14 protein-coding genes are annotated in these 13,755 nt (G+C 72.0%); all 14 read right to left on the reverse strand.

From position 1 onward, the window contains the following. Positions 1-61: 61 nt before the first annotated feature. Positions 62-1,201, reverse strand: a complete 1,140-nt coding sequence (dprA, locus tag LO772_RS11220) for a DNA-processing protein DprA (RefSeq protein ID WP_231778259.1) — start codon at positions 1,199-1,201, stop codon at positions 62-64. Positions 1,202-1,526: 325 nt separating this feature from the next. Then, a complete protein-coding gene (locus tag LO772_RS11225) occupies positions 1,527-3,251 on the reverse strand; it encodes a YifB family Mg chelatase-like AAA ATPase (protein WP_231779498.1) in 1,725 nt (574 codons plus the stop codon). 2 nt (positions 3,252-3,253) lie between these two features. After that, positions 3,254-3,691 carry a YraN family protein gene (locus LO772_RS11230; protein ID WP_231778260.1) on the reverse strand — a complete coding sequence of 146 codons (438 nt, stop codon included), beginning with the start codon at positions 3,689-3,691 and terminating at the stop codon, positions 3,254-3,256. A gap of 127 nt (positions 3,692-3,818) precedes the next feature. Beyond that, positions 3,819-4,145 (reverse strand): DUF2469 domain-containing protein, encoded by a 327-nt coding sequence (locus tag LO772_RS11235; RefSeq protein ID WP_231778261.1) that lies wholly within the window; start codon positions 4,143-4,145, stop codon positions 3,819-3,821. A 76-nt stretch (positions 4,146-4,221) separates the two neighbouring features. Continuing rightward, on the reverse strand, positions 4,222-4,806 hold the full coding sequence (locus LO772_RS11240) for an NUDIX hydrolase (protein ID WP_231778262.1): 585 nt from the start codon (positions 4,804-4,806) through the stop codon (positions 4,222-4,224). Positions 4,807-4,900: 94 nt separating this feature from the next. Further along, on the reverse strand, positions 4,901-6,154 hold the full coding sequence (lepB, locus tag LO772_RS11245; RefSeq protein ID WP_443089394.1) for a signal peptidase I: 1,254 nt from the start codon (positions 6,152-6,154) through the stop codon (positions 4,901-4,903). 64 nt (positions 6,155-6,218) lie between these two features. Next, positions 6,219-7,046: a signal peptidase I gene (gene lepB / locus LO772_RS11250; RefSeq protein ID WP_443089395.1), complete on the reverse strand. Its 828-nt coding sequence runs from the start codon at positions 7,044-7,046 to the stop codon at positions 6,219-6,221. Between the two features lie 247 nt (positions 7,047-7,293). Next, entirely contained in the window at positions 7,294-9,162 is a 1,869-nt protein-coding gene (gene lepB, locus LO772_RS36270) for a signal peptidase I (protein ID WP_443089396.1), read from the reverse strand. 37 nt (positions 9,163-9,199) lie between these two features. Beyond that, positions 9,200-9,568 carry a 50S ribosomal protein L19 gene (rplS, locus tag LO772_RS11260; protein WP_231779501.1) on the reverse strand — a complete coding sequence of 123 codons (369 nt, stop codon included), beginning with the start codon at positions 9,566-9,568 and terminating at the stop codon, positions 9,200-9,202. 168 nt (positions 9,569-9,736) lie between these two features. Then, positions 9,737-10,546 (reverse strand): tRNA (guanosine(37)-N1)-methyltransferase TrmD, encoded by an 810-nt coding sequence (trmD, locus tag LO772_RS11265; protein ID WP_231778264.1) that lies wholly within the window; start codon positions 10,544-10,546, stop codon positions 9,737-9,739. Beyond that, positions 10,543-11,091: a ribosome maturation factor RimM gene (gene rimM, locus LO772_RS11270; protein ID WP_231778265.1), complete on the reverse strand. Its 549-nt coding sequence runs from the start codon at positions 11,089-11,091 to the stop codon at positions 10,543-10,545. Before rimM ends, trmD begins: the two co-directional genes overlap by 4 nt. A 106-nt stretch (positions 11,092-11,197) precedes the next feature. Then, positions 11,198-11,437: an RNA-binding protein gene (locus LO772_RS11275; RefSeq protein WP_231778266.1), complete on the reverse strand. Its 240-nt coding sequence runs from the start codon at positions 11,435-11,437 to the stop codon at positions 11,198-11,200. 3 nt (positions 11,438-11,440) lie between these two features. Next, positions 11,441-11,896: a 30S ribosomal protein S16 gene (rpsP, locus tag LO772_RS11280; RefSeq protein ID WP_231778267.1), complete on the reverse strand. Its 456-nt coding sequence runs from the start codon at positions 11,894-11,896 to the stop codon at positions 11,441-11,443. 439 nt (positions 11,897-12,335) lie between these two features. After that, positions 12,336-13,748: a proline--tRNA ligase gene (gene proS, locus LO772_RS11285; protein WP_231778268.1), complete on the reverse strand. Its 1,413-nt coding sequence runs from the start codon at positions 13,746-13,748 to the stop codon at positions 12,336-12,338. Positions 13,749-13,755: the final 7 nt, after the last annotated feature.

The following is a 13,755-nucleotide window of genomic DNA, read 5'->3' on the forward strand; positions in this document are numbered from 1 at the left end:
CGGGGCGGCACCACAGGTGGTGGACCGCACCCGGCCGAAGACAGCGGCGTCGTACCCGGGGTCAGTCGATCGCGGTGCGGCGCCACAGGTGGTGGTCTCCTTGCGGCGTGGCCGCGGTCTCGCGGGCCACCAGGCCGTGGGATTCCAGGTCGGTGAGGCACGCGGCCACGGTGGCGAGGGCGGTTCCCGCTTCCTTGGCGATGGCGTGCTGGTCGAGCGCGTGGTTCGGCGGGACCGCCTCCAAAACGCGGGCGGTTTCCGGGGGAAGACGGTCCCAGATGCGGGTCGGGCCCTGCGGTCGGGGGGCGAGGTCGTCGCCGATGAGGCCGACGTTTTCGACGACTTCCGCCGGGGTCGTGACGAGGTATGTGTCTTCCTCTCTGAGCAGTTGGTGCACCCCGGCGGAGTGCGGCGCCGTGATCGGACCGGGGATTCCCATCACGGAGCGCCCGAGGTCGCGGGCACGGCGGGCGGTGATCAACGACCCGCTGCGCAACGCCGCTTCGACCACGACGGTGCCCCGCGACAGTGCCGCGATGACGCGGTTGCGTTCGACGAAGCGGACGCGGCTCGGCGAGCACCCGGGCGGCAGTTCGCTCACCAGCGTCCCCGTCTCGCCGATCCGGGCGAGCAGCCTGTCGTGCCCGCGCGGATACGCGACATCGATACCGCAGGCCAGGACCGCGACCGTGGGACCGCCGCCGGACAGGCTGCCCCGGTGTGCGGCACCGTCGATGCCGTACGCGCCGCCGGACACGACGGACCACCGCGCCCCCGCGAGCCCGTGGGCGAGTTCGTGGGTCACGTACGTGCCGTAGTCCGTCGCGGCCCGCGAGCCCACCACCGCGACGGACCGCAGCGCCGCGTGGCGGACGGGCACGGGGCCGCGCTCCCACAACCCGATCGGGCGCGCGTCGCCGAGGTCGTCGAGTTGCGTGGGCCAGTGCCGGTCGCCGGGGATGACGAAGCGCCCGCCCAACCGGGCGACCGTCGCGAGGTCGTCCGCGGCGGACGGCCCGCCGAGCCGTACGCGGTATCCGGCGGGGTCCCGGCGCCGGAACTCGGTCGGCAGCGGCCCGTCTGCCTGAAGCACGCGCAGGACCTCATGCGGGCCGTGCACCCGCAGCGCGGCCCCCATCGCGGTGTCTCCCGGCTCCGCCAACCGCGCCAAGGCCGCGCGGGCGACGTGCTCTGCGTCCATGGAATCCCCCAGGGCTTCGAGAAACCGCGGCCGTGGTCGCGGTGATGGTGGTGGGTCGCGGAGGCGACCGCCGACGGGCGCCGGGCGGCGAAGCGGGGCGGCGGCAGGCGATCCCGCGGCGTGGTCGTGGGTGGGCGGACAGGCCTTCCGGGCTGCTGCGCTACGGCCCCGGACCGCTGCCGCCGCCGCGATGGGGCGGTGCCGTGGTGGCGCCCGGCGTGTGGTGCCGGCGGGGGCGTCATCCGGTGGGTCGGGGTGGGCGGGCCGCCGGTACGGCATCCCGGTGCCCGCGACGGCCGGCGTCCTCCCTCCCGGCGGTCGGCGCTCACCGGTACGCCCTTCCGTCGGCCTCGTCGGCGTGGTCGTCGCGCGTGCGGAGTTCTCGGTCGACGTCGATCGTGGCGAGCCTCGCGAGGGTGGCTTGGGCCATGTCGGCCGTGAGGCGGTCCGGAGGGTCCGGGAGCGGCAGGTCGGAGCCGCCGCGGCGGATGCCGGTGCGGAATTCGAGGGCGGTGTCGACATCGGCCCTGTTCGGGCGGTCGTGGCCGCGCAGGTCGGCGATCGTCCAGGCGACGCGGAGCACGCGGTCGAGTCCGCGTGCGGTGAGCAGCCCGCGCTCCAGGTCGCGGGCGGCCGACGCCAGGGCGTCCGGATCGGTGGACCATCGGGTGCGCAGCTCGCGCCCGGGGACGTCGGCGTTGACCGCCCACGGGGTCCCGGCGTAGCGGCGGGCCGCGCGGTCGCGCGCTTCGCCCACGCGGGCCGCCACGATCGCCGTGGGCTCGCCGGGTTCGGCGGCGCCGAGCAGTTCCGCTCGGGAGACCGGGTCGACGGTGACGCGCACGTCGATGCGGTCCAGCAGCGGCCCGGAGAGCCGGGCGAGGTATTTCGCCCGCATCGCGGGCGAGCACGTGCAGTCCACGCCGCGGCCCGCGAAACGGCCGCACGGGCACGGGTTGGCGGCGATGACCAGCAGGAAGCGTGCGGGGAACCGCAGTGTTCCCGCGCTGCGGGCGACCGTGACGGTGCCGCTCTCCAGGGGTTGGCGCAGGGCGTCGAGGGCCCGCGTACTGAATTCGGGTGCTTCATCCAAGAAAAGCACTCCGTGATGCGCTAGAGACACGGCTCCGGGGCGTGGCAGTCCGTTGCCGCCGCCGACGAGGCTGGGCATGGTCGCGGAGTGGTGGGGCGCGCAGAAGGGCGGCTCGGTGACGAGGGGGCGGTCGGGGGGCAGGGTGCCGGCCACCGAGTGGACGGCGCTGACCTCCAGCGCGGCCATCGGGTCGAGCGCGGGCAGGAGCCCCGGCAGCCGCTCGGCGAGCATGGTCTTGCCGGCTCCGGGCGGCCCCAGCAGGTAGAGGTGGTGGCCGCCCGCGGCGCAGATCTCCAGGGCCCGTCGGGCGCGGGTCTGACCGGCGACCTCGGCGAGGTCGGGCGGTGGCACCCCGGTCGCCGCGGGACCGGTGACCAGCATGGGCCCCACCGTTTCGGGGTCGGGGCCGTCGCCGGGCACGGGCGGCGCCTCAGGGGGCACCGGGGCTCCGCGCAGCACGGCGAACAGGTGCCGCAGCGAACGTACGCCGAGGACGTCCATGCCGGGCACCAGACTGGCCTCGACGGCCACGGACTCGGGCACCACCACCTTGCGGCAGCCGGCCGCCGCGGCGGCCATGACCGAGGGCAGGATGCCGCGCACCGGACGGACGCGGCCGTCCAGGCCCACTTCACCGAGCATGATCAGCTCGGCGAGGGGGGCGGGGTCGAGCTTGCCGTTGGCGGCCATGATCGCGCAGGCCACCGCGAGGTCGAAGCCGCTGCCGCTCTTGGGCACGGTCGCGGGCGACAGGCCGACCGTGATGCGCCGCGGCGGCCACTCCTCGGCACTGTTGACCAGGGCGGCACGGACGCGGTCGCGTGACTCGCTGATGCTCTTGTCGGGCAGCCCGACCAGGTTGAAGACCGCGAGGCCGGGCTCGATGTCGGCCTGGACCTCGACGACGACGCCGTCGACGCCGAGCAGGGTGACCGAGCGGGTGCGGGCGAAGGCCATCGTCAGCACGCCCCCTTCACGTGCTCGACGTGCGCCGCACCGCGCCGTGACGGCACCACGGCCACCAGGTCGATGCGGACATCGCCACCCGGGCGGACGATGTGGGGGTGCGCGGCGATCCAGCGCTCGGCGAGCCGCCGCAGCCGCTCGGCCTTGTCGGGGCCGACCGCGGCGCACGGGTGCTCGAAACCCGCAGCTCTGCGGGTCTTGACCTCGCAGACGACGAGGACGCCCCGATCGAGGGCGACGAGGTCCAGCTCTCCGGCGGCACAGCGCCAATTGCGGTCGACGACGACGAGGCCGGCCTCGGTCAGGCGGCGTTCGGCCACCCGCTCGCCGTACCCGGCCACGGCGGTGTTGCGCGGGGACCTGCTCGGGCGCGGGGCGCCCGTCTCGTCATCGGCGGTGCGGGAAGCCGTTCCCGCGTGGTTCTCGGCCATACGACCACCTCCGCCCCCGACCATGACCGGTTCGGGAGCGGAGGCGCAGCTTCAAGATCATCAAGGCTGTGGACAACCTTGCTGTGGAAAACGATCACCCGTTCAGCGGATTGCGCGGTACGGCCGACTAGGAACCGAATCCGTCGTTGCCGGAGGGCATCTCCAGGTCGCTCTTCGTCAGTTCCTCGACATTGACATCCTTGAAGGTCAAAACTCTGACATTTTTCACAAAACGGGCAGGGCGATACATGTCCCAGACCCACGCGTCGGCCATGGCGAGCTCGAAGAACACCTCTCCGTCAGCCGAGCGCACGTGCAGCTCGTACTGGTTCGTGAGATAGAAGCGCCGCTCCGTCTCGATGACGTACTTGAAGAGGCCGACGACATCGCGATACTCGCGGTAGAGCTGAAGCTCCATCTCGGTCTCGTACTTTTCGAGATCCTCCGCACTCATGCGCGCCCCTCGCTCCTGCGCTTCACTGTCGTTCCCATTGTGTACCGGGGTCCGGCCCGCACTACCGCGGTCCCGTTCAGTTCCACCACTCGAAAGGCTCGTCCACCTTCTCACCCGCCAGGAATCCCGGCAGCAGCTCCGGCAGCCGTCCCGGGTAGAAGTGCAGCGGACTGGCGACGATCTCGTCCAGGGTCCACCACCGCGCACCGTCGTATTCGCGGACCTCTTCCTCCGTCCAGCCCTCCCGGTCGATCTCCGGGGCCGCGGCGTCAACACGCGCGACGACGACGAATTCGTGCTGGACACGCCGGTACTCCCCGCGCGTCCACGTCGAGCTGCGCCGCCACATCGGCGCCCCGACCGTCGCCCTGTCCAGGGTCAGCCCGGTCTCCTCGGCGATCTCGCGCACCGCGGCGTCGACGTACGTCTCGCCGGGGTCGAGCCCGCCGCCCGGCAGATCCCACCATTCGGACGGATTGCTGGTCGGCACGTTGTTGTGGAACAGAAGGATGCGATCGCCGGTGTCCCGCAGAACCACCCGGACGGCCTTGCGTACGAGGTCCACCCGCAAGTCGGTCGGATAGTCGGGCACCGGGTGCGGCAAAGGCTCCGGCCACGGGTCGGTGTGTCCCGTCGGCGGAGCTGCGGCGTTCGAGGTCATCAGCCGATTGTGCCCCCGACGGGTGAACGCGGGGGCGGGATCCGTACTCGTGTACGGATCCCGCCCCCTGCCCTGCCCCGCCGTGTCCGTCCCGTCACTCAGGCGGTGCGCCCGTCTTCAGCACCGGAACCTTGGGCTCCATCCAGCGCCGCCGCCACAACACCAGCGGCACGGCCCCGGCGATTCCCAGGGCCATCGGAGCCGCCGCCGACCCGATGCCCTTCTGGTCGAACGTGCCGGGCACCCCGAGCCAGTGGATGCGCCCCAGCGGCCAGATCACCGTGAACGCACGCCCGATGACCTGGTCCTGGTCGACGGTGCCCTGGTGCGGGTCGCCCATCGCCAGGTGCGACCGGGAGTCACGCGAGTTGCCCCGGTTGTCACCCATCACCCACAGGCGCCCCTTGGGCACCGTCACCTTGAACGGCGTCTCCGAGGGCAGCTCGCCCGGTTTGAGATACGTCTCGTTCAGCGGCACGCCGTTGACCATCACCCGGCCCTGCGCGTCACAACACTCCACGGTGTCGCCGCCGACCCCGATCACCCGCTTGATCAGGTCTTTCTCATTCGTCGACGGCATCAGGCCGACAAACGACAGCACCTTCTGGACGCCCCGCACGAACCCGTTGTGGGACTGCTCCGGCTCGCCCTCGAGCCACCCGCCCGGGTCCTTGAAGACGACCACCTCGCCGCGCTCGGGCTCCGACCCGAACCACGGCGTCAGTTTGTCGACCAGCACGCGGTCGCCGACCTTGATGGTGTTCTCCATCGACTCCGACGGAATCGAGAAGGCCTGCACCAGGAAGGTCTTGATGAGCAGCGCGAGGACCAGCGCGATACCCAGCAGCAGCGGCAGCTCCTTCCAGAAGGAGCCCTTCTTCGCCGGCTGCTTCCGCCGCCTCCCGAACCGGCCGCCCTTCGCCTCCTCCGCCGCCCCGGGCACCTTCGCCGCATCGGTCGCCCCCGGCTCGGAGGGCGCGGCGCTGTCCGTCGAGCCCGAGCCGCCGGACGCTTCGGCACGACCCGGCGGCGCGCCCGGTTCGGGGGGCGGGGGCGGCGGCGCGTCACTCGGCGGAACGGCGTCTCCGGGGGCCTGGGAGGCCTGCGAACCCGGGGGCGGCACGGCGGTCGCCCCGGAGCCGGGGCCCGGGGCACCCTGCTCGGGCGTCACACCCGGGTGCGGCACCGACCGGCCCGCCTGGCCCGGGGCGGCCTCGGGCGGCCCCGGAGGGGCGCCCTCGCCGTTCGCCGTTCCGGGCCTCGGGGGCTCGTGCGGCTCCTCGGGCCGCCGGCGGCCCGTCTCGTCGTCTCCACCTGCGGACCGTGCTCCGACCACGACTTCCCCCACGGCGCCTCCTCGTCCCTGTTCCGGCGGAGCGTCCGCGTCCCGGGGCGCCGCCGTCCGTCGTTCGTCATGCTCCGTCATGTCGGCACGTATCCGTGCCGGGCAGGCGCGCCGGGTAGTCCCCCTCCCGCGGGCGCGAGCGTACACGCCGACGGAAAAGGACCACCGGAACGGCGCCCGCCATCCCCATAACGACCGGAACGGTCGGGAGAACCGCAGCCGCAGGGCCAGGATTGGTAAATTTCCCGGCTCCGTCGAACGTCCCCGGAACCGGCAGCAACCGCCACCGGCTCACCGGCCACGCCACCGTGAAGGCGCGTCCGACCACGTCGCCCTCGGAAATCGTGCCCTGGTAGGGGCGGTCCTGATGGGCGCGCGAGTCGGCGGAATCGCTCCGATGGTCGCCCATCACCCACAAACGCCCCTTCGGCACCTTCACCGAGAACGGAAGAGTCGACGGTGCGTCACCCGGATGGATGTACGGCTCGTCCAGCGGCACACCGTTGACCGTCACCCGACCCGACGCGTCGCAGCACGCCACGGTGTCGCCGCCGACGCCGATGACGCGCTTGATCAGGTCCTGCTCGTCGTCGGACGGCAGGAGCCCCACGAACACCATGGCCTGTTTCAGCTGCTTGACGACGGGCGGCGGATCCGACTTGTGCTTGTCGTCGAGCCAGCCGCCCGGATCACGGAAGACGACGACCTCGCCGCGCTCCGGCTTGGCGCCGAACCACGGCGTGAACTTGTCGACCAGCACGCGGTCGCCGACACCGATCGTCTGCTCCATGGAGCCCGACGGAATATAGAACGCCTGGACGAAGAACGTCTTGATGACCAGGGCCAGAACGATCGCGATACCGACGAGCAGCGGCAACTCGCGCCACAGCGGCACCGGCACGTCCTTGCGCCGCCAACCCCGGCGCCTTTTCTTCCCGTTGCGCCCCACCGGACGCCCCCGCGCGGCGGCGCGCCCCGCGTACGCCGCGGGCGCGGTGTCGGGAGGGCCGGAATTCGACTGCGACGGAACGCGAACGGGTTCGGAGTCCGCTCCCGGGAGGGGGTTCGCGTCGCCGGACGCGCCGTTTCGGGCAGACCGTGCGCGACCTCCCGCCAGCCGGGAGTCACGGGGCTTGCCCCGCTTACCCACGGCTTTCGACCGCCGGATGCGTCTGGCGGCCGATGCCCGGCTGCGAGAAGGTCGCCGGCCGGTCGACGCCGCCCATGCGGCCGAACGGCCAGATGATCCAGTCCACGCGCCCGATGACGCGGTCCACCGGGACGAAACCGCCGCCCGGCTGGCCCATGTGCTCGCGTGAGTCGGCCGAATTGCTGCGGTGGTCGCCCATCACCCACAACTCGCCGTCGGGCACGATCACATCGAACGCGATGAGGGACGGCACATCCCCCGGATACAGGTAGCCGGCCTCTTCGAGCGGGACGCCGTTGACGGTCATACGCCCCTGGGCGTCGCAGCACATCACCCGGTCACCGCCGACACCGATCACGCGTTTGACGAAATCGGTCTTGTCGGAGTCGCCGAAACCGAAGACCGACACCAGCCCGTCGAACACTTTCCCGACCGGGTTCGCGCTTTTCCCGCCGGACTCCCCCGTCGTGAAGACACCGGTCCCGTCGAACACCACCAGGTCGCCGCGCTTGGGCCGGTCGCCGAAGGTGTACGCCTGCTTGTTGACCAGGACGCGGTCGCCGATCCTCAGCGTGTTCTCCATGGAACCGCTCGGAATGACGAACGGCTGCGCGACATACGAGTGCAGCACCACGACAACGAAGAGCCCGAAAGCGACAAGAAGCGGCAGCTCCAGCCACGCGGGCAACCGTCTGAAGCGACGACGACGGGACTTGCCGCCGTCGTCCTCGTCGTCCTCGTCTTCGTCGTCGTCCCGGTCGTCGTCCTCGACCTCGGCGGCGGTCTCGACCGCCTCGTCGGTCTTGACCGCCGCCTTGGGCCCGGGCTTGCCGGCGGCCTCGGTGTCGGCCGCTTCGTCGGCTCCGTCGTCGGTCTCACCGTCGGTTTCGGTGTCCGGCTTCGGCGCGCCGGGGGTCTTCGGCAGGGTCTTGGTCAGGACCGGTGCCCGCAGCCGGATCGTCTTCGTCGCGGACGCGACCTCGGGATCGGGATCGGGCTTGTCGTCGGACGCGGGCTCGGCATCCGAGGCGCGCTCGTCATCCGGTGCGCCGTCGGCCTTGTCGTCGGCGTCGGCGTCGGTTCCGGTGTCCGGCTTCGGCGCGGCCTTGGTCAGGACCGGTGCGCGCAGCAGGATCGTCTTCGTGCCGGACGCGGCGTCGGAGCCGGGCCCGTCGTCGTCCGAGGCATCGGCTTCGCCGCCGGTCTCGGGGGCGTCGGCGGCCGGTTCGGGGTCCGGCTTCGCGTCGGGTTCCGGGGTCGCGTCCGTGCTCTCCGGCTCGGTCGCGGCGGCGTCTCCGGCACCGTCCTCGGGCTCGGCCCCGGACTCGTTCCCCGCCTCGGTCGCGATGGCGGCTTCGTCCTCGGCCCGAGTCTCGTCCGCGCCGTCGGCCTCGGCGTCCGACGCCGTGTCCGGCGTACGCGCGCTCTCGGTTGTCTCGTCCGTCTCGTCGGGCGGCGCGTCGTCGGCGTCGCCTTCCGCCTCGGCGCCGTCCGCCGCGGACTCGTCCGCCGCCGACTCCGCCTCGCCGCATCCCTCGCCGCCCAGCCCACCCGACCGGGGTTCGGCCGACGGCGAACTGTCGTCGTCGGCAGGGCTCTTCGCCGCCTCGGCCGACTCCGGTCCCGTGGCGGAGGAGTCGTCGTCGGGCTTGTCCGCCTCGCCCTCGGCGTCCGCCGAGGGTTCCGCGGCGTGCGTCGGCCGCGGCTCCGTGCCCTTCTTGCGCGAAGGGCCGGTGGAACTCTCCACCGTGGAGCCGCGGCCGTCGTCTGTGGGCGCGGGGCTCGGGGACGTCCCCGGCTCGGTCGCGCGCGCTGCTTCGTCCATCGCGATGGAGCCTAATGGGCGACCCGCGCGAAACACGCGACGCGGGCCCGCCCGATCGGCCCCGGGACGCGGGTCAGACCGTGGTACGGCCGGAGGCGTCGCGCTTCTCCTTGATCTTGGCGGCCTTGCCGCGCAGATCACGCATGTAGTAGAGCTTCGCGCGGCGCACGTCGCCGCGCGTCACGACCTCGATCTTCTCGATGACGGGGGTGTGCACCGGGAACGTGCGCTCGACCCCGACGTTGTAGCTGACCTTGCGGACCGTGAAGGTCTCACGGACACCGGAGCCCTGGCGACGCAGCACGAAGCCCTGGAAGACCTGGACGCGGGACTTGTTGCCCTCGACCACGCGGACGTGCACCTTCAAGGTGTCGCCGGCACGGAAGTCCGGGATGTCGTCGCGCAGGGAGGCGGCGTCGAGGCCGTCGAGGATGTTGGCCATGATGGGCGTCGCTTTCTCGCGGGTGCCACAGGTCACCCACGGTATGTCGTGGTGGCTACGAGGGGGGTCGTCGGCCTTCGCGGCGGTGCTCCCCCTGAGGCAGGGGCACCTCCGTCACCCCCGGTCAGGGAGGCGCGGCGCCGGAGCAGGTCGTACGACAACAGCTGCTCAGTGTGCCACAGGCGGGCCTTCGGACGAAAACCGGTCGTCGTGCTCGGTCCAGCCGAGTGCCGCGAGGGTGGCCCGGTCGTGCTTGTCCGTATCCTCGCGGGACAGGCGTTCCAGCAGGTCAGGACGGTTCTGTGCGGTCCGCCGCAGGGCTTCGTCACGTCGCGCGCGGGCGATTGCGCCGTGGTTGCCGGACAGCAGGACGGGCGGCACCTCGCGACCGCGCCACACCGACGGCTTGGTGTAGACGGGCCCTTCCAGCAGGTTCGCCATCGCGCCCGGGGCGAACGAATCGTCGCGCGCGGACTCGGCGTTGCCCAGCACCCCGGGGAGCAGCCGCGCGACCGCCTCGACGATGACGAGCACCGCGACCTCGCCGCCGGCGAGCACATAGTCGCCGATCGAGACCTCGTCGACGCGCATCCGCGCGGCGGCCTCGTCGACGAACCGCCGGTCGATCCCCTCGTACCGCGCGGGGGCGAAGACCAGCCAGGGTTCGTCCGCGAGTTCGACGGCGAGCTGCTGGGTGAACGGGCGCCCCGAGGGAGTCGGGACGATGAGCCGCGGGGCGGTCTCCGCGTCGGGCGGGGCGAGCGCGTCGAGTGCGGCGGCCCAGGGCTCGGGCTTCATGACCATGCCGGGCCCGCCGCCGTACGGGGTGTCGTCGACCGTGCGGTGCACATCGTGCGCCTGGTCCCGGAGTTGGTGCAGGCGGACGTCCAACAGGCCGTTGGCACGCGCTTTTCCGACCAGCGAAACGTCGAGCGGGGCCAGGTACTCGGGAAAGATCGTGACGACGTCGATTCTCACGGCGCCGCGTCCCCCTGGTCCGTGCCCTCCGCTCCCTCGTCGTCGATCAGCCCGGGCGGCGGCGTCACGACGAGCCGCTGCTCGGTCAGGTCGACCTCCGGGACGATCTCCGTGACGAACGGCACCATCACCTCGCCGCCGCCCGGGCGGCGCACGATGAGGAGGTCCTGGGACGGCAGGTGCGCGACCTCGGCGACCTCGCCGAGCGGCGTGCCGTCGGCGAGTACCGCGTCCAGGCCGATGAGCTGATGGTCGTAGAACTCCTCGGGGTCGTCGGGGAGTTCGTCCGGATCGACCTCGGCGATGAGCAGCACGTTGCGCAGCGCCTCGGCCGCGTTGCGGTCCGCGACACCCTCGAACGTGAGCAGCAGCCGGCCGCTGTGCACCTTGCCCGAGGCGATCGTCAGCGGCCCCGCGGACGGCGGGTCGGTCATCAGGACCGCGCCGGGGCCGAGCCGCGACTCCGGTTCGTCGGTGCGCACTTCGACGCTGACCTGACCTCGGATGCCGTGCGCCCGACCGATCCGGGCCACCACCAACTGCACTGCTCTCTCCTCACGGCGCCGGTTCGGCGGACCGAAAAAAGGTGGTCCTCCACATCGCACGAACAGATGTGGAGGACCACCCGAGTATTGAGACGCGCTCCGGGTTTCAGCGCACCTGGTCGACGTCGACGAGGTCGACGCGGACACCGCGCCCGCCCAGCGCCGTCACGACGGTGCGCAGTGCCTTCGCCGTGCGCCCGCCACGACCGATGACCTTGCCCAGGTCGTCGGGGTGGACGCGCACTTCGAGAATGCGACCGCGCCGCAGGTTGCGGGCGCGCACCTTGACGTCGTCCGGGTTCTCGACGATGCCCTTGACCAAATGCTCAAGGGCCTCTTCGAGCATGGGTCAGCCCTCGCTGGGCGCCGACTCGGCGGCGTCGGCGGCGGGAGCGTCGGCCGCGGGAGCGTCGGCCTTCTTCTCCTTCTTCTGCTTGGGCGTGGTGGCGCCGTCCTTCGGCTCGTCGCCGGCTTCCTTCGCGGCGGCCTCGAAGAGCGTCTTCTTGTCGGCCTTCGGCTCGGCGACCTTCAGCGGCTCCGGAGCGGGCAGGCCCTTGTGCTTCTGCCAGTCGCCGGTGAGCTTGAGGATGTGCGCGACGGGCTCGGTCGGCTGGGCGCCGACGGACAGCCAGTACTGCGCCCGCTCCGAGTCGACCTCGATGCGCGAGGGGTTCTCCATCGGGTGGTAGATCCCGATCTCCTCGATCGCGCGGCCGTCACGCTTGGTGCGGGCATCGGCGACGATGATGCGGTAGTGCGGGCTGCGGATCTTGCCCAGGCGCTTCAGCTTGATCTTGACTGCCACGGGTGTGGTGTCTCCTGCATCTTGACGTGGGTGAGCGACCGCGTCGTCACGTGGGGACATGCAACCGGTCGGCCAGTGGACACGAAGTCATGCGGAGAGAGGGTCCGACGATGCTCCGGGTACTCAGCGGGCCATTCTGCCAGACATGCCCGGACGACCCAAACGCGCTGCCGCGGAAGGGCGGCGCGGAGGGGACGCGGGAGCAGCGACCGTGACGGGGTGTGGACGGGGTGGCGGTACGACGGGGGCGGTGCGGGGGGCGGCGGATGACGGGTGGCGGGAGCACGGGCCGGGCCGAGTCGATGCGGACCAGACGCGCGACACGGGCGGAACCGGCCACAGGCTGTCGGCCGCGCGAGCGCGCCGAGCCGCTGCGCGACCCAGCGCGCGCGGCCCGGGCGAACCCCGGCCGCGCACGCCGCGGTGCGGGCCGGCGCGGTCAGTACGCGCGGGCCACGATCGCGATGTTGCCCGGCTGGTCGTCCGCTTCGGGCACCCCGCCGTCCGGCGTGACCAGGCAGCGCACCGAGACGCCCTGCTCGGCGAGCTTCGCCTCGCCCTCCGGGCCGAGGTCGGCCCACGGGATCCGGCCCCAGCCGGTCGCCGCCGCCTCCACCGCCTCGTCGATCGAAGCGACCTCGACCGTGCGCGCCACGCGCCGCTCCGCCGACCGCGCCAGCAGCAGCGCCTGGTCCTCCGCCAGCACGGAGGCGACCGATTCGACGACCGAATCCAGGCGTACGGGCGCCTTGCCGCCCGCGATCCGGCGGGCCAGCATCGCAGTGCCGCCCTCCAGGTCGCGCGGGCCGATCTCCAGCCGCACCGGCACGCCCTTCAGCTCCCAGTCGACCGCGCGGCGCCCGAACGGGGTGTCCGTCCGGTCGTCCACGACGACCCGCACACCGGCCGCCTTCAGCCGGTCGCCCAGCTCGCGCACCGCCGCGACCACGGGTTCGTCGCCCTTGATCGCCATGACGACGGCCTGCGTCGGCGCGAGATTCGGCGGCACGCACAGGCCGTTGTCGTCGCCGTGGCTCATGATGAGGCCGCCCACCATGCGGGTGCTGGTGCCCCACGAGGTCTGCCACACGTATTCGCGCTCGCCGCTGTCGGCCAGGAACTGCGTGTTGAACGCCTTCGCGAAGTTCTGCCCCAGCTCGTGCGACGTGCCCATCTGGAGGGCCTTGCCGTCGCCCATCATGCCTTCGAGCGTCAGCGTGTTGATGGCGCCGGCGAAGCGCTCGCGGGCGGTCTTGCGGCCCAGCACCACGTCGATCGCGAGCACGTCGCGCATGAAGCCGCCGTACACCTCGCGGTGGATGCGGGCCGCGTAGTCGCGGGCGTCCTCGTACGAGATGTGCGCGGTGTGGCCTTCCTGCCACAGGAATTCGGTGGTGCGCAGGAACACGCGCGGGCGCATCTCCCACCGCACGACGTTCGCCCACTGGTTGATCAGCAGCGGCAGGTCGCGGTACGACTGCACCCACTTGGAGAAGTACTCGTTGATGATCGTCTCGGAGGTCGGCCGCACGACGACCGGCTCCTCCAGCTTCTTGCCGCCGCCGTGCGTGACGACGGCCAGCTCGGGGCTGAAGCCCTCGACGTGCTCGGCCTCGCGCGTGAGGTAGTTCTCCGGGATGAACATCGGGAAGTACGCGTTCTGCGCGCCCGCGTCCTTGATCCGGCTGTCGACCTCGGCCTGCATCCGCTCCCACAGCGCGTAGCCGTACGGTCGGATGACCATGGTGCCGCGCACCGGTCCGTTGTCCGCCAGCTCGGCCTTGCCGATGAGGTCCTGGTACCAGCGCGGGAAGTCGTCCGCCTGGGGGGTGAGGATGGGAGCCTTTGCCATGGGCCCT

It is taken from the genome of Yinghuangia sp. ASG 101, from assembly GCF_021165735.1.
Taxonomy (GTDB): Bacteria; Actinomycetota; Actinomycetes; order Streptomycetales; family Streptomycetaceae; genus Yinghuangia.

Excerpts from the sequence above, each read along its gene's own strand:
- LO772_RS11225 (WP_231779498.1), bottom strand. The coding sequence starts at position 3,251 with ATGGCCTTCGCCCGCACCCGCTCGGTCACCCTGCTCGGCGTCGACGGC.
- rplS (WP_231779501.1), bottom strand. The coding sequence starts at position 9,568 with ATGGCCAACATCCTCGACGGCCTCGACGCCGCCTCCCTGCGCGACGAC.
- LO772_RS11240 (WP_231778262.1), bottom strand. The coding sequence starts at position 4,806 with ATGACCTCGAACGCCGCAGCTCCGCCGACGGGACACACCGACCCGTGG.
- proS (WP_231778268.1), bottom strand. The coding sequence starts at position 13,748 with ATGGCAAAGGCTCCCATCCTCACCCCCCAGGCGGACGACTTCCCGCGC.
- LO772_RS11235 (WP_231778261.1), bottom strand. The coding sequence starts at position 4,145 with ATGAGTGCGGAGGATCTCGAAAAGTACGAGACCGAGATGGAGCTTCAG.
- dprA (WP_231778259.1), bottom strand. The coding sequence starts at position 1,201 with ATGGACGCAGAGCACGTCGCCCGCGCGGCCTTGGCGCGGTTGGCGGAG.
- LO772_RS11275 (WP_231778266.1), bottom strand. The coding sequence starts at position 11,437 with ATGCTCGAAGAGGCCCTTGAGCATTTGGTCAAGGGCATCGTCGAGAAC.
- LO772_RS11230 (WP_231778260.1), bottom strand. The coding sequence starts at position 3,691 with ATGGCCGAGAACCACGCGGGAACGGCTTCCCGCACCGCCGATGACGAG.